The sequence below is a fragment of the Brevundimonas sp. GW460-12-10-14-LB2 genome, from assembly GCF_001636925.1.
Classification (GTDB): Bacteria; Pseudomonadota; Alphaproteobacteria; order Caulobacterales; family Caulobacteraceae; genus Brevundimonas; species Brevundimonas vesicularis.
On the sequence record NZ_CP015511.1, the window covers coordinates 702,061 to 728,288 of the forward strand.

At 66.4% G+C, this 26,228-nt stretch carries 28 protein-coding genes; 16 read left to right on the plus strand and 12 right to left on the minus strand.

The genetic code is table 11. The features are described from left to right. The first annotated feature begins 56 nt into the window (after nucleotides 1-56). The 5 genes from A4249_RS03350 to A4249_RS03370 all read left to right on the plus strand — a co-directional run bounded on the left by A4249_RS03350 (nucleotide 57) and on the right by A4249_RS03370 (nucleotide 6,804). Nucleotides 57-506: a hypothetical protein gene (locus A4249_RS03350; RefSeq protein ID WP_224761380.1), complete on the plus strand. Its 450-nt coding sequence runs from the start codon at nucleotides 57-59 to the stop codon at nucleotides 504-506. A gap of 112 nt (nucleotides 507-618) precedes the next feature. After that, on the plus strand, nucleotides 619-1,950 hold the full coding sequence (locus A4249_RS03355) for a TolC family protein (RefSeq protein WP_082854039.1): 1,332 nt from the start codon (nucleotides 619-621) through the stop codon (nucleotides 1,948-1,950). Then, entirely contained in the window at nucleotides 1,947-3,281 is a 1,335-nt protein-coding gene (locus tag A4249_RS03360; protein ID WP_082854040.1) for an efflux RND transporter periplasmic adaptor subunit, read from the plus strand. Before A4249_RS03355 ends, A4249_RS03360 begins: the two co-directional genes overlap by 4 nt. After that, on the plus strand, nucleotides 3,278-6,427 hold the full coding sequence (locus A4249_RS03365) for an efflux RND transporter permease subunit (RefSeq protein WP_066551053.1): 3,150 nt from the start codon (nucleotides 3,278-3,280) through the stop codon (nucleotides 6,425-6,427). Before A4249_RS03360 ends, A4249_RS03365 begins: the two co-directional genes overlap by 4 nt. Then, nucleotides 6,424-6,804: a copper-binding protein gene (locus A4249_RS03370; RefSeq protein ID WP_066551055.1), complete on the plus strand. Its 381-nt coding sequence runs from the start codon at nucleotides 6,424-6,426 to the stop codon at nucleotides 6,802-6,804. Before A4249_RS03365 ends, A4249_RS03370 begins: the two co-directional genes overlap by 4 nt. Before the next feature lie 65 nt (nucleotides 6,805-6,869). On the opposite strand, the gene A4249_RS03375 is transcribed toward A4249_RS03370, so the two are convergent. Then, nucleotides 6,870-7,283, minus strand: a complete 414-nt coding sequence (locus A4249_RS03375) for a ferredoxin (protein WP_066551057.1) — start codon at nucleotides 7,281-7,283, stop codon at nucleotides 6,870-6,872. A gap of 145 nt (nucleotides 7,284-7,428) precedes the next feature. Further along, nucleotides 7,429-7,911, minus strand: coding sequence for an isoprenylcysteine carboxylmethyltransferase family protein (locus A4249_RS17140; RefSeq protein WP_082854041.1), 483 nt, complete (start codon nucleotides 7,909-7,911; stop codon nucleotides 7,429-7,431). A 438-nt stretch (nucleotides 7,912-8,349) separates the two neighbouring features. Here A4249_RS17140 and A4249_RS03380 point away from each other — a divergent pair, with 438 nt between their 5' ends. Further along, the gene (locus A4249_RS03380; RefSeq protein ID WP_066551059.1) at nucleotides 8,350-10,194 is read left to right on the plus strand and encodes a RelA/SpoT domain-containing protein; all 1,845 of its coding nucleotides are present in this window, start codon (nucleotides 8,350-8,352) and stop codon (nucleotides 10,192-10,194) included. Then, entirely contained in the window at nucleotides 10,191-10,661 is a 471-nt protein-coding gene (locus tag A4249_RS03385; RefSeq protein ID WP_066551060.1) for a hypothetical protein, read from the plus strand. The genes A4249_RS03380 and A4249_RS03385 overlap by 4 nt, the downstream gene beginning before the upstream one ends. Before the next feature lie 10 nt (nucleotides 10,662-10,671). Here the strand turns inward: A4249_RS03385 and A4249_RS03390 are convergent. Further along, nucleotides 10,672-11,861, minus strand: a protein-coding gene (locus A4249_RS03390) for an IS3 family transposase (RefSeq protein ID WP_156494625.1) whose coding sequence is annotated in 2 segments (ribosomal slippage) — nucleotides 10,672-11,603 and nucleotides 11,603-11,861 — 1,191 coding nt in all. Because the reading frame shifts where the segments join, the coding sequence is not laid out codon by codon here. A gap of 833 nt (nucleotides 11,862-12,694) precedes the next feature. On the opposite strand from A4249_RS03390, the gene A4249_RS03405 reads away from it, so the two are divergent. Continuing rightward, nucleotides 12,695-13,213 carry an alpha/beta hydrolase-fold protein gene (locus A4249_RS03405; RefSeq protein WP_066551063.1) on the plus strand — a complete coding sequence of 173 codons (519 nt, stop codon included), beginning with the start codon at nucleotides 12,695-12,697 and terminating at the stop codon, nucleotides 13,211-13,213. A gap of 102 nt (nucleotides 13,214-13,315) precedes the next feature. Beyond that, on the plus strand, nucleotides 13,316-13,942 hold the full coding sequence (locus tag A4249_RS03410; RefSeq protein WP_066551064.1) for a tyrosine-type recombinase/integrase: 627 nt from the start codon (nucleotides 13,316-13,318) through the stop codon (nucleotides 13,940-13,942). Nucleotides 13,943-14,008: 66 nt separating this feature from the next. Here the strand turns inward: A4249_RS03410 and A4249_RS03415 are convergent, their stop codons facing one another. The 4 genes from A4249_RS03415 to A4249_RS03430 all read right to left on the minus strand — a co-directional run bounded on the left by A4249_RS03415 (nucleotide 14,009) and on the right by A4249_RS03430 (nucleotide 17,350). Then, nucleotides 14,009-14,578 (minus strand): TetR/AcrR family transcriptional regulator, encoded by a 570-nt coding sequence (locus A4249_RS03415; RefSeq protein WP_066551067.1) that lies wholly within the window; start codon nucleotides 14,576-14,578, stop codon nucleotides 14,009-14,011. A 185-nt stretch (nucleotides 14,579-14,763) separates the two neighbouring features. Further along, entirely contained in the window at nucleotides 14,764-15,348 is a 585-nt protein-coding gene (locus A4249_RS03420; RefSeq protein WP_082854042.1) for an alpha-ketoglutarate-dependent dioxygenase AlkB, read from the minus strand. Between the two features lie 21 nt (nucleotides 15,349-15,369). Beyond that, a complete protein-coding gene (locus tag A4249_RS03425; RefSeq protein ID WP_066551071.1) occupies nucleotides 15,370-16,575 on the minus strand; it encodes a DUF6880 family protein in 1,206 nt (401 codons plus the stop codon). A gap of 1 nt (nucleotide 16,576) precedes the next feature. After that, entirely contained in the window at nucleotides 16,577-17,350 is a 774-nt protein-coding gene (locus A4249_RS03430; RefSeq protein WP_066551075.1) for an exodeoxyribonuclease III, read from the minus strand. 184 nt (nucleotides 17,351-17,534) lie between these two features. Here A4249_RS03430 and A4249_RS03435 point away from each other — a divergent pair, with 184 nt between their 5' ends. From A4249_RS03435 to A4249_RS03455, 5 genes are read left to right on the plus strand one after another with little or no spacing between them, the layout of a single operon-like run. Continuing rightward, nucleotides 17,535-17,840, plus strand: a complete 306-nt coding sequence (locus tag A4249_RS03435) for a plasmid stabilization protein (RefSeq protein WP_066551077.1) — start codon at nucleotides 17,535-17,537, stop codon at nucleotides 17,838-17,840. Between the two features lie 9 nt (nucleotides 17,841-17,849). Continuing rightward, the gene (locus tag A4249_RS03440; protein ID WP_066554735.1) at nucleotides 17,850-18,062 is read left to right on the plus strand and encodes a hypothetical protein; all 213 of its coding nucleotides are present in this window, start codon (nucleotides 17,850-17,852) and stop codon (nucleotides 18,060-18,062) included. Further along, on the plus strand, nucleotides 18,059-18,265 hold the full coding sequence (locus A4249_RS03445; protein WP_066551078.1) for a hypothetical protein: 207 nt from the start codon (nucleotides 18,059-18,061) through the stop codon (nucleotides 18,263-18,265). The genes A4249_RS03440 and A4249_RS03445 overlap by 4 nt, the downstream gene beginning before the upstream one ends. Next, the gene (locus tag A4249_RS03450; RefSeq protein WP_066551079.1) at nucleotides 18,258-18,758 is read left to right on the plus strand and encodes a YciE/YciF ferroxidase family protein; all 501 of its coding nucleotides are present in this window, start codon (nucleotides 18,258-18,260) and stop codon (nucleotides 18,756-18,758) included. The genes A4249_RS03445 and A4249_RS03450 overlap by 8 nt, the downstream gene beginning before the upstream one ends. 3 nt (nucleotides 18,759-18,761) lie before the next feature. Continuing rightward, the gene (locus A4249_RS03455) at nucleotides 18,762-19,364 is read left to right on the plus strand and encodes a cysteine hydrolase family protein (RefSeq protein ID WP_066551082.1); all 603 of its coding nucleotides are present in this window, start codon (nucleotides 18,762-18,764) and stop codon (nucleotides 19,362-19,364) included. On the opposite strand, the gene A4249_RS03460 is transcribed toward A4249_RS03455, so the two are convergent. Both A4249_RS03460 and A4249_RS03465 read right to left on the minus strand, forming a co-directional pair. After that, nucleotides 19,361-21,433: a glycoside hydrolase family 65 protein gene (locus A4249_RS03460; protein WP_066551083.1), complete on the minus strand. Its 2,073-nt coding sequence runs from the start codon at nucleotides 21,431-21,433 to the stop codon at nucleotides 19,361-19,363. The two genes, A4249_RS03455 and A4249_RS03460, sit on opposite strands and share 4 nt — an antisense overlap. Next, a complete protein-coding gene (locus tag A4249_RS03465) occupies nucleotides 21,420-21,827 on the minus strand; it encodes a DUF6766 family protein (RefSeq protein WP_197458446.1) in 408 nt (135 codons plus the stop codon). The genes A4249_RS03460 and A4249_RS03465 overlap by 14 nt, the downstream gene beginning before the upstream one ends. A 141-nt stretch (nucleotides 21,828-21,968) precedes the next feature. Between A4249_RS03465 and A4249_RS03470 the strand changes: the two genes are divergently transcribed. Beyond that, entirely contained in the window at nucleotides 21,969-22,154 is a 186-nt protein-coding gene (locus A4249_RS03470) for a hypothetical protein (protein ID WP_066551084.1), read from the plus strand. Here A4249_RS03470 and A4249_RS03475 read toward each other — a convergent pair. Together A4249_RS03475 and A4249_RS03480 are read right to left on the minus strand one after the other, a co-directional pair. Continuing rightward, complete coding sequence (locus A4249_RS03475) at nucleotides 22,141-23,316, minus strand: zinc-dependent alcohol dehydrogenase (RefSeq protein ID WP_066551086.1); 1,176 nt, start codon at nucleotides 23,314-23,316, stop codon at nucleotides 22,141-22,143. The two genes, A4249_RS03470 and A4249_RS03475, sit on opposite strands and share 14 nt — an antisense overlap. 29 nt (nucleotides 23,317-23,345) lie before the next feature. Next, entirely contained in the window at nucleotides 23,346-23,915 is a 570-nt protein-coding gene (locus A4249_RS03480) for an SRPBCC family protein (protein WP_066551089.1), read from the minus strand. A gap of 408 nt (nucleotides 23,916-24,323) precedes the next feature. Between A4249_RS03480 and A4249_RS03485 the strand changes: the two genes are divergently transcribed. Beyond that, the gene (locus tag A4249_RS03485) at nucleotides 24,324-24,839 is read left to right on the plus strand and encodes an SDR family NAD(P)-dependent oxidoreductase (RefSeq protein ID WP_231868801.1); all 516 of its coding nucleotides are present in this window, start codon (nucleotides 24,324-24,326) and stop codon (nucleotides 24,837-24,839) included. 454 nt (nucleotides 24,840-25,293) lie between these two features. Here the strand turns inward: A4249_RS03485 and A4249_RS03490 are convergent, their stop codons facing one another. Then, nucleotides 25,294-26,172, minus strand: a complete 879-nt coding sequence (locus tag A4249_RS03490; protein WP_066551092.1) for a LysR family transcriptional regulator — start codon at nucleotides 26,170-26,172, stop codon at nucleotides 25,294-25,296. Nucleotides 26,173-26,228 lie beyond the last annotated feature (56 nt).

The window sequence follows — 26,228 nt, forward strand, 5'->3', positions numbered from 1 at the left end:
GCGGCTCTTCTGCGGTCGATCATGCTCCCGACGGACGGCGATGAAGGGCGTTCGTCATGGTCGCGACCGAAGCGGACGGCGCGCGCCGTCCGGCGCGGTCGCGTCTTGACTCGAAGGGCCTCGAAGCGCCTATCTCGGCCGCCATGTGGAATATTGTCCGCGTCCTTCTGTTCGCCCTCGCGGTGGCCGGGTTCATCGGCCAGTCGTCGGCGCACGCCACTCCGGTTCAGGTGTTCGAGGCGACGGCGGCAATGCCGGAGGCGGACTGCGCCGAGATGATGGACATGGCGGACGAAGCCGTCGACGACGCCGAAGGCCCGTGCAGCAAGATGACGCCGGATTGCATCGCCAAGATGGGCTGCGCCGCCGTCGCCTCGCCGATGCCGCCCGCGCCGGCGATCGAGCATCCGCTCGGGTCGGGGGCGAAATCGTTCGCCGAGGTCGATGTCGCGCTGGAAGGCGCGGGTCCGCTTCCACTGAAGAGTCCGCCCAAACCGCTGTCGTAGACTGCTTTCGCTGATCGGAAAGCCGCGCACCGCTTCGCGGCGTCCGCCGATCGACTGAGGTCTGCGCCTGCGTCACGCCGCGAGGTGGACGCGGCGGTTATCGAGAATTCTCATGATCATTCGCTTCGGCACGGCGGTCTCCGTCGTGCGCCGTCTCCCGGCGGTTCCCTTGCCGCGACGCTTGCGGCGGCCTTGCTGGCCGTGCCCCGTTGACCGGCCCTGGCCGCTGGCCGCACTCCTGGTGCTCGGACTCTGCGCCGCGCCGGCCCGTGCCGACCCCCAGACCTTCGACGAGACTCTGGCCCGCGCCGCCAGCGAGGCGCCGCGCCTGAGAGCCAGCGCTCTGGGCGTCGACGCGGCTCGGGCCGCCGCGCCCGCTGCCGGGCGCCTGCCGGACCCCCGGCTCTCCGTCGGTCTCGACGGATATCCGGTGAACGGGCCGTTCGCGGGGCAATTCGATGAAGACTTCACCATGCTCAGGATCGGCGTCGAGCAGGAAGTGCCCAGCCGCGCGCGTCGTCGCGCCGAGCGAGACATCGCCGAGGCGGCGATCGGCGTCGCCGGCGCTGAGGAGTCCGTCGCGCGACGAGAGGTCCGGGTCGCCGCGGGCCTCGCGTGGATCGACCTGTTCTATGCCGAGCTCCGCTTTGCAGCGCTGGACGAGCTGCTGGCGACGTTGCAACCCCTCTGGGACGCCGCCCCGGCCGGAGTCGCGTCCGGCGCCTATCGGCCCGCCAACGCTCTCGGTCCCGTTCAGCTCAAGGCGGATCTTGACGATCGCCGCAGCAGTCTCGCCGCCGACATCGAGAAGGCGCGAGCCGAACTGGCCCGGTGGACGGGCGACGCCGATCCCGAGACGGTCGGACCGCCGCCGCAGGACGATCTCGACCTGGTCGCCTTACAGAGCGGCATCGCCCAGCTGCCGACCGTGCGGGCCTATGGAGCCGCCGCGCGCCGCGCCGAAGCCGAGGTCGATCTGGCCCGCGCCGGACGCCGGCCGGACTGGTCGTTCCAAGCCAGCTACGCCCGCCGCGATGAGCGGTTCGGCGATCTGTTCTCCGTCGGAGCGAGCGTGCGGCTGCCGATCTTTCCCGGTCGGAGGCAGGATCCGGTCATCGCCGCGCGCGCCGCTGATGCGCTGCGGGTCTCCGCCGAGCGTGAGGACGCTGAGCGCGTGTTGACCGCGTCGCTGCGAAGCGCCCTGGCGGAATACGTGACCGCTCACGATCAATGGATCCGGTCGCGCGACGTCGTTCTGCCCAGTGTCCTTCAGCGTTCCGATCTCGAAACCGCGAGCTATGCGGCGGGCCGGGCGGGCATCGTTGAAGTTCTCGAAGCCTTCACCGCCGTGGCCAACGCCCGGCTCGACGCGCTCGATCGCGAGGCCGCCGTGAAGCGTCAGGTGGTCGAGATCACTCTCACCTATGGGAACGACGACCGATGAACGCCCTTCGCAACAAACGCCTGGGCGTCGCCATGGGCGCGCTTCTTTTGGTCGGGGTCGGCGTCGGGGCAGGCATCGTCGTCGCTCCACGCCTGGATGGGGCCGGCGGCGAGACCGCCGAGGGGGCAGGGGAGCGCGAGATCCTCTACTGGTACGATCCCATGGTTCCGAACGAACGATATCCGGGGCCTGGAAAATCGTCGATGAACATGGACACCATCCCCAAGTATGCCGATGAGGGGGGAAGTAGCGCCACCCCCGGCGTCCGGATCGATCCGGCGCTGGCCCAGAATCTGGGGGTCCGATATGCCACGGCCCGCCGTGGCGACCTGGAGGGCGATCTCAGCGCCACGGCGATCATAGGTTACAACGAACGCGACATCGCTGTGGTCCAGTCGCGCGCGGACGGCTTCGTCCAGCGCGTCTACAACCGCGCGCCGGGCGACGTGGTCGCCGCGGGCGCCCCTCTGGTCGATCTGCTCATTCCGTCCTGGGGCGGAGCCCAGACCGAATATCTCGCCGTGCGACGCACCGGCAATACGCCCCTGATCCAGGCGGCGCGGCAGCGACTGGTGCTGTTGGGCATGTCCGAGGGCGTAATCGCTTCTGTGGAACGCAGCGGGCGGGCGCGGAACACGATCACGATCTCGACGCCCACTGGCGGCGTGATCAAGACGCTGAGCGTGCGCGCCGGCATGAGCGTCGCCCAGGGCATGACCCTGGCCGAGATTAACGGCCTGTCGACCGTCTGGGTCAACGCCGCCATCCCGGAGGCGCTCGCGAACCAGCTGAGAGCCGGGCAGTCCGTCGAGGTCGCCCTGGCCGCGTTCCCGGGCGAGCGGTTCACGGGTCGCCTGACCGCCCTGTTGCCGGAGCTCGTCGGCGACAGTCGCACGATCACCGCGCGGATCGAAATGGCCAATCGGGGAGGGCGTCTCAGGCCGGGCATGTTCGGCCGGATCACCTTCGGCGGCGGTTCGACTTCGGCTCTGCTCGTGCCGACCGAGGCGGTGATCCGGACCGGAGAACGTGACATCGTCATGCTCGCCCTGCCGGAGGGCCGCTATCAACCGGCCGAGGTCCGCATCGGACGGGAAGCCGGCGGACAGACCGAGATCCTCGCCGGTCTCAGGGAAGGCGAACGAATCGTCGCGTCGGGGCAGTTCCTGATCGATTCCGAAGCCAGCTTGTCAGGCGTCACGGCGCGGCCGATCGGCCAAACTTCCGGACCCGCACGCGCCCCGGCGTCGCCGACGGCCGGCCGGCCCGCCGCCGCCCAGACGGGCGCATCCATGGCCGCGCCCGCGCCGCGCGAGAGGTCGGGGCAATGATCGCCGCGATCATACGCGCCTCGGTCAAGGGACGTTTTCTCGTCCTTATGGCCGCGCTCGCTCTGCTGGCCGCCGGCCTGTTTGCGGTTCGCAGCACGCCGGTCGACGCCCTGCCGGACCTGTCGGACGTACAGGTCATCATCCGCACCAGCTATCCGGGGCAGGCCCCCCAGATCGTCGAGAACCAGGTCACCTATCCTCTGGCGACCACCATGCTGTCGGTGCCCGGCGCGCGAACGGTTCGGGGCTACTCCTTCTTCGGCGACAGCTTCGTCTATGTGCTGTTCGAGGATGGGACGGACCTCTACTGGGCCCGTTCCCGGGTCCTCGAATATCTGAGCCAGGTGCAGGCGCGACTTCCCGCGACCGCCCAACCGGCACTTGGTCCGGACGCCACCGGCGTAGGCTGGGTTTATGAGTACGCCCTGGTCGATCGGACCGGCCGCCACGATCTGGCGCAGTTGCGCAGCCTGCAGGACTGGTTTCTCCGCTACGAGCTGAAGACCGTGCCGGGCGTGGCGGAGGTCGCCAGCCTGGGCGGCATGGTGCGGCAGTATCAGGTGGTGCTCGACCCCGTCAGGCTCGCCGCGTACGGCGTGACCCATCAGGCCGCGGTGGAGGCCATCCAGCGCGCCAACGGCGAGACGGGCGGCTCGGTGCTCCAGCTCGCCGAGGCCGAATACATGGTGCGCGCCAACGGCTATCTGACCGAGCTCGACGACTTCCGGGCCGTGCCGCTCCGCACGGCGGCTGGAGGCGTGCCGATCAGCCTCGGGGACGTCGCGACCATCCAGATCGGCCCGGAGATGCGGCGCGGCATAGCGGAGCTGAATGGCGAAGGCGAGGTCGCCGGCGGCGTCGTCATCCTGCGATCCGGCGCAAACGCCCGCGCCACGATCGCGGCTGTCGCCGAGAAACTCCAGACGCTCAAAGCCGGATTGCCGCCGGGGGTCGAAGTGGTGACGACCTACGATCGCTCGCAGCTCATCGACCGGGCGATCGACAATCTGAGCGGCAAGTTGATCGAGGAGTTCATTGTCGTCGCCCTGGTCTGCGGCCTGTTCCTCTGGCACGCCCGGTCGGCGTTGGTCGCCATCCTGACCCTGCCGCTGGGCGTGCTGGCGGCCTTCCTGATCATGAATCTTCAGGGCGTGAACGCCAACATCATGTCGCTGGGCGGCATCGCCATCGCCATCGGGGCCATGGTCGACGCGGCAGTGGTCATGATCGAGAATGCCCACAAACACATCGAGCGATGGGAGCACGATCACCCCGACAAGAAGCTGGCGGGCGAGGAACGGTGGAAGGTCATCACCGAGGCGGCCGTGGAGGTCGGACCGGCGCTGTTCCTTAGTCTGCTGATCATCACCCTGTCGTTCATTCCGGTGTTCAGCCTCCAGGCCCAGGAGGGTCGGCTGTTCGCGCCGCTGGCCTTCACCAAGAGCTACGCCATGGCGGCCGCGGCGATCCTGTCGATCACCCTCGTGCCGGTTCTGATGGGCTATCTGATCCGGGGACGGATACCGGCCGAGCAGAGCAACCCGATCAACCGCTGGCTGACCCACATCTATCGGGGGCCGCTCGACTGGGTGCTGCGTCACCCAAGGAAAACTCTCTTGGTCGCCTTGCTGGTCTTCGCCACTACGGCCTGGCCTCTCAGCCGGCTCGGCGGCGAATTCATGCCGGCGATGGACGAGGGCGACCTGCTCTATATGCCTTCGGCCCAGCCGGGCCTCTCTGCGGCCAAGGCCGCGGAACTGCTGCAGCAGACGGACCGCATGATCCGCACGGTGCCGGAAGTGGCGACCGTGTTCGGCAAGGCCGGCCGGGCGGAAACCGCGACGGATCCGGCTCCGCTGGAAATGTTCGAGACCACCATCCAGTTCAAACCGCGCGATGAATGGCGCCCCGGCATGACGCCGGAGAAGCTGGTCGAGGAGCTCGACCGCGCGGTCCAGGTTCCGGGGTTGTCCAATGTCTGGGTTCCTCCCATCCGCAATCGCATCGACATGCTGGCGACGGGGATCAAGAGCCCCGTCGGCGTCAAGGTGTCCGGCGCCGACCTCGGTCAGATCGACCGCGTCGCGGCCGAGGTCGCCGAGGTCGCCCAATCCGTGCCGGGCGTGAGCTCGGCGCTGGCCGAGCGTCTGACGGGCGGCCGCTACGTCGATATCGACATCGACCGCGACGCGGCGGGGCGTTACGGTCTCAACATCGCCGATGTGCAGTCGATCGTCTCAGGCGCGATCGGCGGCGAAACCATCGGCCAGACCGTGGAGGGCGTGGCGCGCTATCCCATCAGCGTGCGCTATCCGCGCGAGTTGAGGGACAGCGTGGAGCAGCTGCGAGCCCTGCCGATCCTGACGCCTTCAGGCCAGCAGATCACCCTGGGCGCCGTCGCCGATCTGCGGATCGCCGACGGGCCGCCAATGCTGAAGTCCGAGAACGGCCGGCCGACCACCTGGGTCTATGTCGATGTGCGGGGACGCGACCTGGCCTCGGTCGTCGCGGATCTGCGTCGCGCCGTGGCCCGTGCCGTCACCCCCACGCCTGGCGTGAGCATCGCCTACTCGGGCCAGTTCGAATATCTCGAACGGGCGACCGCGCGGCTCAGGATCGTGGTCCCGGCCACGCTGGCGATCATCTTCGTCCTGCTCTACCTGACGTTCGGGCGCTTCGACGAAGCCCTGCTGATCATGGCCACCCTGCCGTTCACCCTGACCGGGGGGATCTGGCTGCTCTATCTGCTCGGCTTTCACCAGTCCGTCGCCACCGGCGTCGGCTTCATCGCCCTGGCCGGCCTCTCGGCCGAGTTCGGCGTGGTGATGCTGATCTATCTGAAGCAAGCTTTGAAAGATCGCGGAGCCGACCCCGATCGCGGACAGGTCCAAGAGGCCGTTCGCGAAGGCGCCCTGCTGCGGGTCCGGCCCAAGGCCATGACGGTCGCCGTTGTCCTGGCGGGCCTGTTTCCGATTCTGATCGGCCACGGCGCGGGCTCGGAAGTGATGAGCCGGATCGCCGCGCCGGTGATCGGAGGCATGATCACCGCACCTTTGCTCTCGATGCTCGTTATACCGGCGGGCTACCTTCTCCTCAGGCGCCGCAAGGCCCGTTCAACCCCCCCAAACCAAGGAGCGACCCCATGACCCGAACCCTTGTTTCACTCGCCGGCGCGGCCATGATGCTTTCGGCCTGCGGCCAACCCGCGGACCCGGCCGCCGAACCGGCCGCTGCCGCGCCCGTCGACACGGCTTCCGCGGCCGGCGCGGCGGACACGGCGACGTCCCCCGCTGCGGGCTCCAGATCCGGCAGCGGCGCAGGCGTGGTCACCGCCGTGGATACGGCGGCCGGCACCGTGACGATCAATCACGAGGCTATTCCGGCGGTCGGCTGGCCAGCCATGACGATGAGCTTTACGGCAGACCCCGCCGTGGCACAGCAAGCCGCTGTCGGGGATCGCGTCCAGTTCGACCTGACCGTTCAGGGCAACGCGGGTGAAGTCACCGCCATTCGCCCGGAATAGCCGGACCCGCCTTCACCGTTCGTGCGGGGCGTTGTCAGCGCACGCACGGTGAAGGCGGTGCTCCATCAACGGCTCGACGGAGTGATCGTGCCAACCGCCTCCCGGCACGCCTCTTCGCAGCGGCGGCAGGCCTCGGCGCAGATGCGGCAATGTTCATGCATGTCCGCGTGTTTGTCGCACTCCGCGGCGCAGGCCGCGCAGGTGTCGGCGCAAACCTCGAGCTGGCCCTTGATGACCGCCTCGTTGCTCCCCGTACGGCGCGCGCCGACCGCGCCAGCGGCCGCGCAGACGTCGGCGCAGTCGAGGTTGAGCCGAATGCATTGGACGAGATCGGCGACCATGGCTTCGCCGAGACAGGCGTCGGCGCAGATGCGGCAGGTCGCGGCGCACTCGTAGGCCGCCTCGACGGCGCGGATCAGTGCGTCGTTGGTCGAGCCTTTGACGTGAGGGTGGGCGCTGATCATGGACTGGATATGCATGGGATTCTCCGATGGCGGACTTGGTCAACCCGCCGGAACGGCCGCTGTTCCCCGGTGACCGCGTACGCCGTGAAACGTGAACGGTGTGCATCCCTGAGCGGGCAGCTGGGCCGGGATCAAGGTGTCCGGCCATGTTCCTAAGGGACTATCTGCGGTCGGCAAGCGCCCCATCCTCCACCCGAATACGCCACGCCAGAAGCATAGCGTTCGCGCTGCTCCACGCGACGGCGATCCAGACCTGGCCGACCGCCAGCGGCAGGACGAGGATTTCGAGGGACGCGATCACATATTTTGGGTGACGAGTGAACCGGTAGGGGCCGCGTCTTGGAACTGCAGCGCGACCACGATGGTCACGGCGAGGCCGGCGCAGAATTGGCGGAGCAGTCGCGTCAATACAGGTTTCCTGACCTTCGACCCATACTGGGTGACCCGGACTCGCGCAACGACTCGATCGTCGCACGGGTTTGAAGGCCGTCAGGCTTCCTTGAGCCGACGGGTCACGCCAGCCGCTGCGACCGCCTCCGGAGCGGGTTGTAGATCCAGCCTGTTCGTCAGATCGTTCGGTTGTGGTATCCCGTGTCAGCGAGGTATATCGGCTCGCTTCTCTCGCAAACCAAGCTTTCGGCATTGTCAATACATCTCGAAAGATGTCGTGATCACGCGCTTTTTACATCAGACTATTTCTTCATTGTTTTCAACATTCCTCGATCTATTCGGACTGCGACACGGCGCTGTTGACGCCCATTGGCATAAAGCCCATATGGATCAAATCATTACCAGCGTTCGTGTAATCGAGTGGGAGTGAGGGACGACGGGCATGCAGGGGCGGCCTGTGGTGAGGGGATTTCGTTGATGACGGAGGAACTTTAGCGGACGGGTTCGGTCGGTGCGATCCGTAGCCTTACGGTGGTAGATCTACGGGGGCGGGATGGTGTTGGCTACGGTCTCCCGGAGGTCCGCTCCTGACTCATAGCGGCGGTTGGGAACGTCTGCTGCTGGGCCGTCCACCCCGTAGCGGCGCGTAGATCGAATAGACATTTACACGGCAAAGTCGCCTTATTTCACCATGAACTTTGCTGAATACGAGAAGGCGGGCAGGCACTCCTACGAGCGGCTCGCGTCCACGGTCGCGGCGATCCTGGGCGTAATCCTTGCTGGCATGCCTACGGTCCGGGTCCAGCAAATCCAACACCGCGCGAAAGGACCGGCGTCGCTCAAAAAGAAAATCGAAATGGCGGGCGGGACGTTGGACGATGACGTCGAGTCTCATGCCAAAGACGTCGCCGGCTGCCGGCTCATTCTCTACACCAATGATGACGTGGCCCGCCTGGTCCGGTCCGACGTCATGTTCGATAACTTCGACATCGATTGGGATAGGACGAAGTTTCACTATCCGCTTGATGAGCATTCGAGCGCGGGCGGGTTCATTTCTTACAACTACGTCGTCAAGCTGAAGGAGCAGCGGACCTCGCTTCCCGAATACGCCGACTTGGCTGACCTGTGGTGCGAGATTCAGGTGCAGACCACGATCGACCACGCTTGGTCAGAAATGCACCACGACACAGTCTACAAGCCCCCGGCCAAAGGGTTCGGCGGCGCGGTCCTAAAAGAGGTCGAAACGCGCATGGCCAGGATCATGCAGGATTATCTCGTTCCTGCAGGCTTCGACTTCCAGAAAGTCTCCAACGATGTCCGACGGCTCGAAGACGCACGAACCTTTTTCGAGACGCGCCCCCTCGAACGGGTCGAAGCGGACATCGACAATAACGAACGACACGACATTCTGAAACGTTACCGTGAGACGGTACTTCCGTACGTGGACGACCTCACCGGCCAAGCCGAAACAATTCGGAACGCGCTCAGGGCATCCCTCGAAAAGGCAGCCTCGACCGAGACCGTGCCAATATACTATGGCACCTACGAACATGCCGGAAAGACGTTCGAAGACGTTTTAGAAGCGACGCTCGACATCGTCGACCGTCTGAGGTTCGCCGATGAGCAGGGCGTTCGGGCGACCTGGGACCTTATCGGTCAAGCCGTCGACCTTGCCTCCACAGAAGCGGCCCGTGCGAGAGCCGGAGGCTCCGCAAAGTCCTTAGGCAAGCACAATCTGCATGTCTGGAAACAGGTCGGCCCCCTGGTCCAATGCCAACTGGCGGAACTAGCTCTTGCCGACGTGGGAAGCCCGGGACGACGGCCTCTGGTGATTGCTGCCGCCCAAGCCATCCTGGATCCGGAAGTCGAAGGCACGACGAGCGGCTCGAATACCATCACCATCCACCAAGGCGCGGTGCTGCCGAGCGGCGAGCTGGCCCATGCTCGTGGACAATCGATTGCCGCCCTTGAAGCAATATTGACGGAGCCTTTGCCGCCTGACGCAAAGGAGGCCTTCAACGCTCTTATGTCAGCGACAAGCTTCCCTTATCACGGGACCGTCGACGGTGCCCTCGTAGAGCTCATCGCTACTGACACTTTGCGTGTGGTGGAGATTGCTTCTCGGCTTGCGCCCTTGGCCCCATCCTTCGGTTCAGCGCCTTCAAGATGCCGCCGGACCTTTTCCTTTTCGACGCAACCGCATCGGCTGTGTTGTCCCGCGAGGACCCGAACGAGATTCTTGCGCTGGTGGAGTACGCTTCTCGCCTTGTCGACACCCACCCGCAGGCGATCACCACTGCGCTTCTGCCGAGCGTTCGCGCACTTGCGGCCCTGCGCATTCACCGCTGGATCGATCGGCTGTGGTTCGTTTGGAAAGAGGAATACGTCGCTCAGTTCTCCGAGACTCAGATTGACGAGTTGCTCCATCTCGCCGAGGAAATCCCGACCGTTGGCACCCATGCAGAATGGTGGCTCGGCGCCATCGCGACAGTCTGGCCGGAGAAGATTGTCCGTTGGTTCGAAACCCGGATCGTGAGGCAGCGGCAGCACGACTGGGGCGAGCGCTTCGAAGCAGTGCCTTTCCGGCTCTCTCGTCTCAAACCGCCTCTCCAGACCCAAGGCACTGCCGTCCTCAAGATGATCCGAAGGGCGTTCGACGCTGCGGACATGTCGTTCCAATACACGGGCGGCAAGCTTTTGGCAGAAGTCCTGCCCGACCTCGGGGCCGTCCAGGCAGAGCTCAAGGCGTTGGCTTCGGGCAACGATGATGATCGGCTCTTTCTCACGAGGATCATGGCAGCCTACGATGGTTCACCCGCAATTGACGGCGTGTGCCGGGACTTAGTGGCAGCAACCGAGCCCGGATCCAAAACATGGACGGCGGTGGAACTTGCGATCGACGCCACGGGCGTGGTTTCGGGTGAGTTTGGCATGGCCGATGCCAGCCAAGCGCGAAAGACGGCAATGGAGGCGTGGCTTAAAGATGAGCGCGAGCTGACGTGACCCCCGTTTCTCATCCAGCCATAACGAGAGTCCTTTGGTGATCTGAACTGGGGTTGGCGGGGTTGGCAAGAGGCCGGTCAGCGCAGCTTCCAACCCGCGCAGCGGACCGGCCGATCTGTCCGCTGAGCGCTTCTGCATAAGCCTGCGGCGTCAGCCAGCCGAGCTTCGAGTGCGGACGCCGTTCGTTGTAATCGCGTCGCCACGCCTCCAGTACCGCGCGGGCGTGCGGCAGTGATCGGAACAGCGTCTCGTTCAGCAGTTCGTCGCGCAGCCGTCCGTTGAAGCTCTCGTTGAAGCCGTTCTGTTGGGGCTTGCCGGGCGCGATGTAATGCCAGCCGACGCCGGTGTCGTCGGCCCAGGCCAGCACAGCATTCGAGGTGTACTCCGTGCCGTTATCGCTGACGATGGTGTCGGGCCGGCCCCGCTGCCGGACGACGGCGTCCAACTCCCGCACGACCCTCGCGCCCGACAGCGAGGTGTCGGCCACCAGCGCCAGGCATTCGCGGGTGCAGTTATCGATCACCGTCAGGATGCGGAAGCGCCGCCCGTCCGTCATCTGGTCTGAGACGAAGTCCAACGACCAGCGCTGATTGGCGACCAACGGCGTCTCCAGTGGTCGCCGCGTGCCCATTGCTCGCTTCCGACCGCCCCGCCGGCGCACCGTCAGTCGCTCCTCGCGATAGATCCGCTGGACCCGCTTCCTGTTGACTGCATGGCCCTCGCGCCGCAGCAGCACGTGCAGGCGGCGATAGCCGAACCGGCGACGCTCCTGGGCCAGGGCCTTCAGCCGGTCGCGCAGGGCGCCGTCGTTCGGGCGCGTCGCCTGATAGCGCACGCTCGTCCGATCAACACCCAGCACACGGCACGCCCGCCGTTCGCTCATCTCGTAGGCGGCCTGCAGATGGCCAGCCGCCTCGCGATAGCCGGCGGGCGTCACCACTTTTTTCCCAGCAGCTCCTTCAGCGCCACGTTGTCCAGCATCGCGTCCGCCAGCATCCGCTTCAGCCGGGCATTCTCATCCTCGAGCGCCTTCAGCCGCCGAGCCTCCGACACATCGAGCCCGCCGAACTTGGCCTTCCATTTGTAAAAGGTCGCCGAACTGACCCCGTGCCGCCGGCACACCTCCGCCGTCGTCACACCGGCCTCCTGCTCCCGCAGGATCCCGATGATCTGCTCTTCCGTGAACCTCGATCGCTTCATTCTGTCCGTCCTTCGTTGGGCGGACTCTAGCTATTCCTGGAGGAGTTTCAGGGGGTCACGTCAGAGCCCGTCCAGCAATTCGCCCAACGTCATATCCTTAGCCTCGATCGCCAGATCGCGAGCGAGCGGCGGCGGACCATCGAGGAGGTTGCTCTACGAAAGCGCGAGTACGGTGAGGCCTAATCGACCTCAGGGACTTTCCACTACTATTCTTGCCCACTCGGCGACAAGCGTGGCTTCCGGACAGGCGTGAACGAACGTCGGCGAAAGCGTAATAGACTTCCGGTTTTCGGCGCGAAGCGGATGTCCGTTGTTGGCGCATAGCTGAGGTCCCGGCCTGCGAACTCCCTTCAGACCTCACGAAATCCGAGATCGAGTTCAGGCTGGCGGATGGTCATCAGGCGTTCTGGGCTGAGCGGGATGTCTTCCATGTCGTGGCCCGCCGGAGCGAGCGGCCGAGGCTTTGCTGTTCCATCCAGACTCCTATGAACCCCGCCGAAGGCGCACCTGACCTTTGGTCGCTCGCCGTAAGGATGCCTGACCTGGACCGGGCGATGCTGGATGTCTGGCTTCTACCGGCCGCTACAGGCGCTCCGGATGAATGGCGGGGTCCCGAGGCCCCTCCGCCGCCTGCTGAGCTGGAGCTCGAAGAGGGAGAGCTGGTCCAGCACGTGATGCAATCATCGGCTTTGAGGCAGCGTCGGGGTCTCTTCATCTACCGTCCGCGAAGCGACGGCCCCATGCCGGTCATCGCCCTGGCAGACGGGGAAAGCGTTCCGTCCTTCGCTTCGGTTCTGAAGCCCCGCATTGAATCCGAATAGGTTCCACCGACGATGATCGTCAGCCTCTGGAGCGGGCCCCTGCTCGAGGAGGGGGAGGCGTCAGACCCAAACCGACGCCATAAGGAATATCTCGCGGGCTGGGACGACGAGGTCTATCTCGCACACGAGCGCTTTCTGCTGAGCGAGGTGATGCCGCTCGCAGAGCGTCTGGGCGCCTCGAGGGTGCCGTCGGAAAGAATCCTCGCAGGCTTCTCCGACGGTGCGGCATGGGCTTTGAATACCGCGATGGTCAATCCCGACGTATTTCGGGGTGTGATCGCCATGTCGTTCGGTAGCCGGCCCGATCGTCGGGCGCGAGGATCGGGATATGGCTCGATCTATCTCACGGCTGGCGTGTATGAACCGGATTTTCACCAGAGCACTGTAGACGCCGCCGAAGCCTTGGAAGGGTCAGCTGACGCGGTGCGCCTCGACGTGGGAATCGCAGGACACAGCCAGATGTTGTGGAGAGAACGCTTCCCTCACGCCGTCAGGTGGCACTTGACTGGTCGGTCCGACCCTGTGCCGTAGGTCTGCTTTACCCCGAGTTTCCAGGGTCCGCTGCTGGCGCAGGCCTGACGGAACAGCAGTACAATCGGCCGAGGCAGGGAGGCCATCCGTGGGAGGTTGGCCATGCGCCAGTCTGACCTTTTCATCATCCCTCGTCGGCCTTGGAACGCGGGCCGTCTCATCGGTCCCAAGGCTCCGCTGAAACCCAAGCACATCTGGGCGATCCGACAGCAACTCAAGGTCGCCAAGCGCGTACGCGACCTTGCGATGTTTAACTGTGCACTGGATGCAAAGCTCAGAGCCTGTGATCTGGTGAAGCTCCGCGTCAGTGACGTCGCGCCTGGCGGCTCACTTAGGCTTCGATCCACCGTCATCCAGCAGAAGACCGGACGACCGGTTCCCTTCGAGATCACAGAGCCAGCCCGCCACGCGATTGGAGCCTGGTTGGAACTCCGAGGACAGCGTGACGACGACTGGCTGTTTCCGAGCCGAAACCATGCCGGCTGCCATATCGGCACGCGACAGTACGCGAGACTGGTCGATCAATGGATCCGTTTGATAGATCTGGAGCCCGCGGCTTACGGCACCCATAGCCTCAGGCGCACGAAGGTCTCACTCGTCTACAAGAAGACCGGCAACCTGCGCGCATGCCAGCTGCTTCTCGGTCACCGCAAGCTGGAGAGCACCGTACGCTACCTTGGCATCGAAGTTGACGACGCCTTGGAGCTCTCTGAGCAGATCGATCTCTGACATCGACCGGGTCCGCTCAGCGGACCCGGCGTTCGTCCGCTAAGGGTGGAAAGCGGACTGGCGTTCTCAAGTCGCTGGCATGAGGAAGGCAGCAACCGCTGAACGGAGTTGCTCGCGCATTACGACGGCGCGTTCGTGACTGAGGTCAAACTTACTGTTCAGATCGCGGGTGATGGCCATACCGGCGAGAAAGCCCATAAGCAGGCGCGCACGGACATCTGCGTCCTCGCCCCCGATCCATGCTTCAAGGTCGCGAAAGCCTTGGTGACCCAACGCTTCATCGATGAGGCGTTTGGCCTTATCTGATCCAGCGGAGCGCATCAGAACGAGCAAGTCGCGCAGCACCCTTCCGCCATTTGGAGCCGCCAGAACATCATCCGTCACGCGCTCAGCGAAGCTCTCACGATCTCCCCAGCGACGCTGCCAGTTCACGCTCCCAGATTTGATCACTTCGACGAAAAGCTCGTCCTTTCCACCGAAGTATCGGCTGATCAGCGAAGAATCGACGCCCGCGCGCGCTCCAATAGAGCGGACTCCGACTGCCTCGAAACCCTCCTCAGCGAAGAGGTCCAGCGCAGCCCGAAGGATCGCGTGTCGGGTAGCTTCGGCATCCCGCGTTGGAGTGGTGGTGGTCATAAGCCATCTATAGCGGAACTGATCTAACTATGTCCGCAACGGGTCGAGAGCGGACGCTCAACAAGGTGTGTTGCTGAGGTCCGGTTTCCGGCGTTGAGTGAATGACCGCTCCTGGCGCTGAAGAGCAGCTGAGCGGCGAACGTGCGGGTGGCGGACTCGGTCTGGCCTCATCAGCGGAGTGCGACTTACCGCAAGGTCCGGAACGTCACCGAGTAGCGCAGCGCCGTCATCGGCGTGATGCCGTGTTCCCAGTCGGCCCTGGCCGGGCCGTCGAGGAGGTAGGCCGAGCCTGGCGCGAGATCGAGATGGCGGCGCTCCCACCCATCCGGCGTCCGCCGCCGGAAGCGCAGGCGGCAGGGCGCGCCGAGGGAGACGCCGACGACCTTGTCGTATTGCGGACGGTCCCTATGCCAGCCGATGCCGGCTCCGGCCTGGTACTCGGTGACCAGGGTCTGGACGATCGCCGCCGCCGGAACGCCGGCGAAGGCGGCGGCGCGGTCGCGCAAGGGCTCCAGGAAGGCGGGCAGGGGCGCCGCCTCGTCCAGGCGGGCGCGGCTGAAGTCGTAGCGCCAGCCGAAGGAGACCACGCGGCGCGCCCCCAGCCAGCCGTGGAACGCGAAGGGCGCGAACGGCAGAACGGCGAAGGCGTCCGTCAAACGATCCCGCTCGGCTTCGTCGACCATCGCCCCGACGTAGCGCAGGCCCGTCGGCTCGAGCGGCGGACCTCCGAACAGATCGGCCTGAGGGCTGGTCATGGGAGGACAACGCATCACACCGCCGCCGGCGCCGCCTCATCCACCCAGCGCCTCCGCCGCCTCGGGATAGCGCTGGAGCAGGCGGGCCGCCCCCTCCGCCTTGCGCGGCCAAGGCCGCTGGGCCTCCCGCCGACGTTCCAGAACCATGGCCGCCGCCTCGCGGTGGGCGGGCCAGTCCATCAAGAAGCCGAGAGCCGCGCCGAAGTCGTCCGAAGCCGCCGCTTGGGCGAAGGCGCGGTCCAGCGCCTCGACATCGTCGAAGTCCGGCAGGCGGGCCAGGTAGTCGCGCAAGGGCTGAGGCGACAGGTCGCGTTCGAACATCGCCCAGCGCAGGTCCTGGGCCTCCTGCCGGTTTCCTTCGGCCTCCTGCACGTCGATCGAAGCCAACTCCCAGGCCGGCGTCAGCGCGGGCCGTCCGGCGGTGGGATTGCGGCCGAAAGTCCAGCGACGGTTCGACGGCGAGGGCCGAAGCGCGGTCTCGAGCGCGGCGCGCGCCTCGCCGATCCGCCCCGCCGCCAGCAGCCGGCGGGCCGCGCCGGCGGCGAAGTCGGGCGCGCCCTTCTCCTCGGGGGTCGCCAACGACAGCCACAGGTCCAGGTCGCCGGCCCGGTCCGCCAGCCGCCGGATCGCGCCGCGCGCCGGCCGGGCGCTCCGGACGGCGGACGGCAGGGCGGCCAGCAGGCGACGGGCGAACTCCGGCGTCAGGGCGTCGTCGGCGGCGCCGATCCAGCGAGCGTAGTCCTGCGGATGGCGGCCAACCGCCTCGGCCAGGGCGTCGAGCGCGGCCGGATCTTCGCCGGCGGGCGCGCCCGCCAGCGTCCAGAGGTCGGGCGCCGCGTCCTCGAAGGCGAACACCAGTTCGCCACGCGGGTCCTGCACGCGCGCCGTCAAGCCGCGGAACAGGTCGAACCAGGCCAGCAGGCTGGCGAAGGCGGCGCGCGCATCGGCCGGCGCCAGCCGGTCCACGATCATGCGGCGGTGCGCCTCAAGGTCCCGGATCAGCTCCCCGCGCTTGCGCCAGGAGACGCGGACGCGCGCCGCCGCGAGCGCAGCGATGCGCTTGTCGATCTCCGCCGCCAGCCGGTCCGGCCCGGCCTCGGCCGCCAACTCCAGCCGCAGCCGGCGCTTCAGGTTGGCGTCGCCGACGCTCGCCTCGGCCAGCAGCTCCGCCAGGCGCGGCGCGCCGAGCCTAGTCAGATTGGCCGCGTTCAGGCGGGTCGGGGCCGTCGGCCGTCGCGCCATCTCATCCTTCCAGTTCGATCCAGGCCGGCGCGTGGTCGCTCGCCTTGTCCCAGCCGCGCACATGGCGATCGACGCCGGCGTCCGCCAGCCGCCCGGCCAGCGCTGGGCTGAGCAGCAGGTGGTCGATGCGCAGGCCGGCGTCGCGCTCCCAGGCCTGGCGGAAATACTGCCAGAAGGTCCAGGGCGGTTGATGCGGGAAGCGCTCCAACAGCGCATCGGTCCATCCCTGGCCGACCAGCCGGGCCCAGGCGGCGCGGCTCTCGGGCTGTAGCAGGGCGTCCTTCTTCCAGGAGCGGCTGTTGTAGATGTCGGCCTCGGTGGGCACGACGTTGAAATCGCCGGCCAGCACCACGGGCGCGCCGCTGTCCACCAGGGTCGCGGCGTGGCCGATCAGCCGCTCGAACCAGGCCAGCTTGTAGTCGAACTTCGGCCCCGGTTGCGGGTTGCCGTTCGGCAGATAGAGGCCGCCGATCAGCACTCCGGCCACCGCCGCCTCGATGTAGCGGGCCTGAGCGTCGGCCGGATCGCCGGGCAGCGCCCGCCGCGTCACCACCGGCGCGCCGATGCGCGACAACAGGGCGACGCCGTTCCAGCGTCCCTCGCCGACCCAGGCGGCGTCGTAGCCGGCCGCCTTCAGGGCGGCGGCGGGAAATTGCGCCTGGGACGCCTTCAACTCCTGCAGGCAGACCACGTCCGGACGGGCTTCCGCCAGCCAGCGCAGCAGCGTCGGCAGCCGGGTGTTGACGCCGTTGATGTTGAAGGTGGCGATCCTCATCCCGTACCCGCGCCGTTCATGTCGTTCAGGCTGCTAATCCATTCGACGCCGTCCGGGTTCAGCCGTCCATGCCTCGGATCATCCCTTCGAGCGCGGCGACCTCGCGCTTGCCTGAGATATATGTAAGCTCAAGCTGAAACCCTTGCTTGCACTGGGATTTCCTTTCGCAGGAGAGGAGAGTCCCATGCCTAGAGGCGACAAGTCCGCCTATACGGACAAGCAGGAACGCAAGGCCGACCACATCGCGGCCGGCTATGAGAAGCGCGGCGTATCGGACAAGGAAGCCGAACGGCGCGCCTGGGCCACCGTCAACAAGGACGACGGCGGCGGCAACAAGAGCGGCTCCGGACGCGGCCGGCACACGGGTCATCCCGCCGCGCACAAGGGCGGGCGCAAGGGCGGCCAGGCCTCGGCCAGCCGCTCACGGGCCGACCGTTCCGCCGCGGCCAAGAAGGGCTGGGAGACGCGGCGCCGGAAGGCCGCGCACTGAGTCATGGCCATGAAGATCTATCGCGTCTCCATCGGCGCCGAAGGCGGACCCAGCCGCGAGGTCAAGGTCCCGTCCAAGACCGACGTCCAGGCCGCGGACGCAGCGGCCGAACTGATGCAGCCGGGCGAAACCATACTGAGCATCATCGAAACGGATGATCCCTATCAGGAGGTCGATGCGTCGCCGCCGGGAACTCAGACCCACCCGGATCAGATCACATGACCGGCGGCGCCTCCGGTCTGGTTCAGGGCGGCCTGGGCGGCCCCGAGGACCAGTTGCTCGAGGCCGGCCAGGAGGAGGTCTTCTCCCGCGCCGAGGTCGAGAGCGGCCGCATCGAACACCATGCCGACACCCAGACCCGGCCCGATCAAAAGGAGATCGAGCCGTCATCCCCCAACGCAGAGAAAGGAAACGACCATGGTTGAGAAGACCCTCGACAACCTGTTCTACGACACCTTGAAGGACATCTATTACGCCGAGCGCAAGATCGTGAAGGCGCTGCCCAAGATGGCGCGCGGCGCCCAGTCGCCGGAGTTGAAGGCGGCCTTCGAAAAGCACCGCGACGAAACCGAAGGCCAGATCGAGCGCCTGCAGCAGGTGTTCGAGATCATCGGCAAGCGCGCCATGGGCAAGACCTGCGACGCCATCGAAGGCATCCTGGCCGAAGGCGACGAAATCCTGGAGGAGTACGAAGGCACGGAAGCGCTGGACGCCGGCCTGATCGCCGCCGCGCAGGCGGTGGAGCATTATGAGATCACACGCTACGGCACGCTGAAGCGCTGGGCGACCCTGCTCGGCTACGCCGACGCCGCGCGCCTGCTGGACGAGACGCTCCAGGAGGAGTCGAACACCGACGAGAGCCTGACGGCCCTGGCGGACGCCAAAGCCAACGCCAAGGCGCAGGGCAAGGCCGCCTGACCCATGGGGCAGGGGCTGCGTGACGCCATCCCGGAAACGGCGGTCCATCTCTGTGTCGACATGCAGCGGATGTTCGTCGAGGACACGGCGTGGCGCACGCCCTGGGCGGAACGCGTACTGCCGGTCATCGTGCGCCTGTGCGAGGCGAAGGCCGAGCGCACCTGTTTCACCCGCTTCGTTCCGGCCGAACGGCCGGGCGAGGGCCAGGGGACCTGGAGACGATACTGGGAGCGCTGGCCTTCGATGACCCTCCAGACGCTCGGAGAGGGCATGGTCGAGTTGGCCGTTCCGCTGCAGCGCTTCGTCCCTCCAGGGCGCCTTCTGGACAAGCGCGTCTATTCGCCCTGGATGGGCGCGGACTTCGACGCCGCGCTCCGCCGCGGCGGCGTCGACACCCTCGTGGTGACCGGCGCGGAGACCGATGTCTGCGTGCTGGCGACCGTGCTGGGCGCGATCGATCTGGGATATCGGACAGTCGTGGTGACGGACGCCCTAGGCAGTTCATCCGACGAATCCCATGACGCCCTGATGGACCTTTATCACGAGCGTTTCTCACAGCAGGTCGAGACGGCCGACAGCGCCGAAATCCTGGGTGCTTGGCGCTAGATGGGCTCCAGCACCGCTGTCTCGCCGTGGCGGGCCCGCAGCCGCCACGGCGCGCCCCGTATCCACAAACGGTCGCACTCGATCACATCCCACCCTTGCGGCAGGACGACGTCCCGGCGGGCCCAATGTCGGGGATCGCCGTCGTCGATCCTGAGCGCCGGGAGGCCGAGCAGGAGACCGGTGACGAAACCGCCGATGTTGGCGAAGAAGGGTCCGGCGGCGACGCCGCCCGCCTTGTCCAGCCGATACTCCAGCGTCTGCAGGAAGCGTCCGTGCTGATAGAGGGCGAAACCCTCCTCCTGGAGCTTGAGCGCCAGCGCCCGATCCCCCAGCCACGCGGCCCAGACGCCGTAGAGCGCCGCCAGCATGGGCGAGCCGACGTAGCCGCGCCACTGATCGACGTAGAAGCGCAGCGTCGTGTCGCGGGTGTCTGACTCCATTTCGGCCCAGTAGGGGAAGATCCCCATCAGCGCGCCGGGCGTGGCGGCCTTCTCCTCGGTGACGCGATATCCATCGTGATCGGCGATGGCGCCGTCGTCGCGCAGCGTGGGCCTCAGCCCTTCCAGGACCTCGCTCCACTTGGCGGGCGCCTCGAGGCCGATCATCCGCGCCATGTCGATGGCGCGGCGCAGCACCACCGTGGCGGCGAGGATGGTCAGGGCGTCGTTGTCGGCGGTCTCGATCCGTTCCGCCGGACCCCCGATGTCGCGGAAGACGAAGCGGTCCCCGTCGACCGACGCCCGGTCGACGACCCAATCCGCCACGCCCGAAAGCACCGGCCAGGCCGCCTCGCGCAGGAAACGGTCGTCGCCGCTGGCGTCGGCGTAGAGGGCGAAGGCGCGCGCCACGTGCAGGCTGACGTGATCCTCGCGCGCCGCGGCGGTCGCGCCGCCGGGCGCCGCCTCCTCGCCGTGGGCCGATCCGGCCTCCCAGGGGAACTTCAGCCCCGCGCGCCCGGCCATCTTGGCGTTGTTGCGGGCGGCCGGGACGCCGCGCACGCGGAAATCCAGCATGGCCCGCGCCGCCTGGGGCTGCAGCAGGGTCAGCGGCGGGATGGCGAAGGCGTCCACGTCCCACATCACATGGCCGAAATAGTAGTGATAGTTGGTCCAGGTCGCGAGGCCGAAGATGGAGGTCGACGACGGCGACGACGGATGGACCGAGGCGTTCAGATAGAAGAAGGCGGCGTCAGCGATCCCCTGCCACCGCTCGCCCGCCCCGACCAGGCGGATGCGGCCCTTCCAGAGGTCGGCCCAGGCTTCGTGGTTGAGCCGGCGCAGGGCGTCGAACCCGTTCTCCGTGGCGGCGGCCAGGAGGCGCACGGCCTGGCGATGCGGCTGGTGATGCAGCACGTCCGGGACCAGGGACGCCATCTGGCGAAAGCGGTGACGGCCGGCCCGGGCCTTTAAGCGATAGGTGGTGGAGAGCGGCCCGGTCTCGTCCCAGGGTTCCTGGGTGCGCTCGGCCTCTGGGGCCGCCGTCGTCGCCAGGGCGATTCCGCAGGCGCCCAAGCCGCCCTCGGACCGCCACAAGATCGCGCCGTCGCACACCGGAGGCGTCTCGCCGGGCGTGTCGAGGCGACGCTCCGCCATCGATCCGCGTACGCCCGCCGGATCGACCCGCGCCCTGAACGTCAGTTCGCAGGCCTGGTCCAGCGTGACCTGGACCTCCTGGCAGACCACGGTCGAATGCGAGCGGCTGGCGAAGGTGACGACCTCGACCTCGGCCCTGCCGGCGGGTAGCCGCACTCGAAAGCGCGTGGTCAGTTCCGCTGTCTCGAAGTCGTAACTCTGGTCCACGGGTTCGAAGCCGCCCATGACCTCGCTCGCCCAGACTCCGTCGAGCGCGATGTCGCCGCCGAGCGGATAGGGCGCCGCGACGGCGGCCTCGACGTGCCGCTCGTGATGTTCGCCGACGAAACCGCTGACGATCGCCATGCCGGGAACCAGGGGCACGTCGCGCACCCGCAGTCCGATCACGCCGTTGGAGACATAAGCGGGCAGATCCTCCGCCAGGGCGCCGGTCGCCGGCGGCGGGCTGATCGGCCGGTGCGGATCAGACCGCGCCATAGGGCGGATCCTGGTGCAGGGCCGCGTGGCCGGTGCGGCGCTCGTGATGGCGGTCGATCTCGTCGACGATGGCCAGGCCGCGCTCGCGACCGACCAGTTCCAGCAGGGCGTCCAGCTTGGCTTCCATTCGGTCGTCGTTCTCCTTCGACGACGGCGAGCCGACGTAGAGGAAGTAGGCCAGGCCGACGACCTGCCACAGCAGTTGGAGGAACTCGGATTGCCAGTTCTCGAAGGTGTCGCGCCCCATCTCCAGAAGGTACGGTGTCAGCGCGGGCGTCTGTCCGTGCTCGCGCGCCTCGTCGATGAAGGCGTACCAGCCGAACAGCCAATGCAGGCCGATGGAGATGGCGAAGAAGGCCAGGGTGATCCAGGCGTAGGCGTAGCGTTTCAGCATGATCGCTCCTCCACCGCTGCCCAAGTCGCTCGCCGCCCCCCCGGTTCCGCTCAGCCCTGGCCGGCGGGCGGCGACCTCGCGGTTTCGTGACGCAGCGCCCACACGCGCCAGGCGTTCTGTAAGATCAGGGAGGACTGCGCCATGACCGAGAACCGGCGGGCAGAAACGGCGGACGAGTCCGTCGATGTCGCATTGCTGGCCCAGCAGCTGGCGGAACGCGGCTTCTATGTGATCGGCGAACTGCGCGGGCCAGCGACGCTGACGGGCGAGCGCATCCGGCCGGAAAAACCCCGCACGCGCCCGCCGACATCGATCAGTGAGGCTTGAGGACCACCTTGGTCCATTCGTTCTGGTTCTCCTTGAAGTTCTTGTAACCCTCGGGCGCTTGTTCGAGCGGCAGACGATGGCTGATCAGATCGGTGGTGTCGATTTTGCCCTCCAGGATCATCTGCAGCAGCTGAGGCAGGTAGCGCTGGACGTGGGTCTGGCCGGTCTTCAGCGTCAGTCCCTTTTCCATGAAGGCGCCGACCGGGAACTTGTCGGCGAAGCCGCCATAGACGCCCGGGACGGAGACCGTACCACCCTTCCTGACCGCCATGATCGTCTCGCGCAGGACGTGGGGACGGTCGGTGCCGAGCTTGGTCTCCTGTTTCACCGCATCGACGATATTGTCCGGTGAGAAGCCGTGGCTCTCCATTCCGACCGCATCGATGCAGCTGTCTGGTCCAAGGCCAGCTGTCATCTCCAGCAGGGCTTCGCGCACTTTGACCTCGTGATAGTTCAGGACTTCCGCTCCGTTCGCCTTGGCCAGCGCCAGTCGGTTGGGATGGTGGTCGATGGCGATCACGCGACCGGCGCCCTGCAGGATCGCGCTCTTGATCGCGAACAGCCCGACCGGGCCGCAGCCCCAGACGGCGACAGTGTCGCCAGGCTGGATTTGGCAGTTCTCAGCCGCCATCCAGCCCGTTGGGAATATGTCCGAGAGAAACAACACCCGCTCATCCTCGATGCCCTCCGGGATTTTGATCGGGCCGTAGTCGGAATAAGGGACGCGCGCGTACTGAGCTTGTCCGCCGGCGAAACCGCCGGTCAGATGCGAATAGCCGAACAAGCCCGACACCGACTGGCCATAGGCGATTTCTGACGCGTCCGCCTTGTCCGCCGGATTGGAGTTGTCGCAGGCGGCCGGCATCGACTTCTCGCAGAAGAAGCATTTCCCGCAGGCGATGACGAAGGGGACGACCACCTTGTCGCCCTTCTTCAGACTGGTGTTGCCGCGGCCGACTTCGACGACCTCGCCCATGAACTCGTGACCCAGGATGTCGCCGTTGGACATCCCGGGGATCATGCTGTCGTAGAGATGCAGGTCTGAGCCGCAGATGGCGGTGGCGGTGATCTTGATGATGGCGTCGCGAGGATTGGCGATCTGCGGGTCGGGGACAGTATCGACTTGGACGTTGTGCTTGCCGTGCCAGGTGAGGGCGCGCATGGGCGACTCCTTAGAATTGGGAAGGGGGATCAGATGTGACGGTCGGACCGAGGCGCGGCGTGGGGGGCCTTGGACGTCGAGATCTCGCCCGTCTCCATCAGTTGCTTGAAACGGCGCAGTTCGCGGCGCGCTTGGAGACGTGGCTCGCGCTGCATCACCTTGGCGACGACCTTGCCGATGACGCCGGAGGGCGGGTCGTAGCTGATGAACAGTCGCACCTCCGTGCCGCGACCAAAGGCGTTGTCACGGAATTCGATCCAGCCCTCGTGATCGACGTCCGAGTCCTTGCTAGAGGTCCAGGCGATGCGTTCACCGGAGACGTCCTCGGTGATCTCGCTGGTCAGTTCGATGTCTTTGTCGGCCGGCCCGGCGACGATCCAGCGAGAACGGCCGGACTCCAGAAGCTCGACCGATTTCACCGTCTCCGAGAAGGTCGGCATATTCGTCAGATCGCGCCAAAAGGCGTAGAGGTCGTCGCGGGGGCGATTGATCAGGACGGCCCTCAAGCTTGAGGCCTCGTATTCGCCCTCGCGCCGATCCTTGTCGACAAAGGCGGTCGAGCCAACGTCGGCGTCGGTGGAAACTTCACTATTGGACATAGGCTTAGCTCCGATGGGCTGAACCTCGTCAACCACCCGCGATGGGCTTCGTTCCAGCTTGAGCGGAGGAACAGGCACCTCGGTTAAGGGTGGGAAGAGCATCTAGCCCAGGTGCCGTCCTCATGACCGACATCCTCAACCCGACCGCCGCCGAAACCGTCCGTCGCCTCGCCGTCGTCACCGACGCTTCCTTCGGCATCGGCTTTGAATTGGCAAAGCTCTTCGCCGAGGACGGATACGACCTCATCATCGCCGCGGACACCGCGCTTGCCGAGTTCTCCCAGACCTTGACCGGGCTCGGCGACCTGGTCTCCGCCTGGCGACGGAAGAGGGCGTCAGTCCTTCTACGCCGCCATCGGCGCTCGCCCGGTCGATGCGCTTGCCGCCAATGCGGGGCAAGGGCAGCGGCTGGGCAAGGCCTTCCTCGACCAGGACTTCGACGACGTGGTCCATGTCATCAACACCAATATCACCGGCACGATCCGGCTGGCTTGGCTGATCGGCCGTCATATGCGAGAGCGCAGCCAGGGCCGCATCCTCTTCACCGGCTCCATCGCTGGCCTGATGCCGGGCAGCTTCCAGGCCGTCTACAACGGCACCAAGGCCTTCGTGGACAGCTTCTCCTTCGCCCTGCGCAACGAACTGAAGGACAGTGGCGTCAGCGTGACCGTCCTGATGCCCGGACCGGTCAACACCCATTTCTTCGAGCGCGCCGGCCTGATGGACACCAGGGTCGGCCAGGACGAGCACAAGGCCGAAGCCGCCCATGTCGCCAGGACTGGCTATGAGGCCATGAAGCGCGGCGACGGCGACGTGGTCGCGGGCATGAAGAACAAGGTCCAGGCGGCGATGGCCGCCGTCACGCCCCAGACCGCGCTGGCAGAACAGCATCGCAAGATGGCGGAGCCGGGATCGGGATCGTAACGGAAGCTCTGGCGGGAACGGACCCTCACTTGGGAAGTCTCATTCCCGCCCTTGGTCCAACTTCCGCTCCTGGCGCGGTTGAGACATCTTACTTGGAGAAGGCCTGTTCGAAGATGGGCGTACGGACCCGCATCGAGGCCGTGGCGGCGGGCGTTGACAGCCGGATTCTCACGCTAGTGCAACGGCGTGCCCCAGCCCTTCCGCAACGGGATTGGTCGGAAAGATCCCAATTATTTAACGTGAGTTCGAGTCCCGCTTGAGGATTCGAACAGAGGTGGCCGACTTTGGGGCAGGGGAGGACACAACCTTTTCATTCCTAGGATGACCGCTTTGCGCCCCACATCCGGCCGTTCGGCCTTGTAGCCGACGATCCCGAAAGCCGCCCTTTGTTCCGCCAGCGCTCAACTGGTTCAGACCCGACATTGCGCTCACGGCCCAACAGGTGTGGCCACCATTATGTTCGGAGTGCAGCAATCAGGGCGTCCCGAGCCATGGCCACGCGCGGGTGTCGCAGCGATGAGCGTGCCCAGACGAGGTAGTAAGCGTTGCGCGGCACCGTGACCGGGGCGGGTATCTCGATCAGCGTGCAGGCAGCGCGTTCGCTGCGGGTGAGATAGCCGGGCATCACCGTCCAGCCGAGACCCGCGCACAATCCCGATCGCAATACTCTCAAATCGGGCGCGGTCAACGCGGGCTGGCTCGTCAGCTCGAGCTGGTTTGCATGGAGCCAGGTTCGCAGCAGCGGCCGGTCGAGGTCGTAGGCGAGGTGGGCCGTCCGGTTGAGCCCGTCGGCAAGCGGCAATTCGGCAATCCGCATGGCCACGGCGGGCGAGGCTACGGCGCGCAGGTGCTCTTCGCCCAGCGCATGGAAGGCCAACCGCGGATCTTCGGGTTGCGAGGCGGTGACGGCCAGGTGCACCTTGTCTTCGAGGAGCATGGCATAAAGCGCCTCGCGCCCGCCGATATGCAGCCGCAGGTCCAGCCCTGCTTCCAGCAGCGGAGCCAGTCGGGGCGTGATCATTTCGCCCAGCATGTCCGACGGCGCGGCGATGTGGACCGTGCCCGAGATGCGGGACGAACGGGCCCGCGCGCTGGCCAGTGCCGATTCCGCCGTGTCGAGGCTGCTTCCGATTGAAGCAGCGAGATCGTCGGCGATCGCTGTCGGTCGGACGCCGCGCGAATGGCGATCGAACAAGGGACGGCCCAGTTGCGCCTCGAGCGATGCGATGTGCTGCGACGCCGCCGGTTGGGTGATGCCGATTGCCCGGGCCGCCTCGCTCAGTGAACGACGGCGGTAGACTTCGACGAAGGTGCGCAACTGCAGGAGGGACATTCCGGTTCCATAACTGGATTTATGGCCGTCCGCCATTCCCGCTGGATTTCATGATG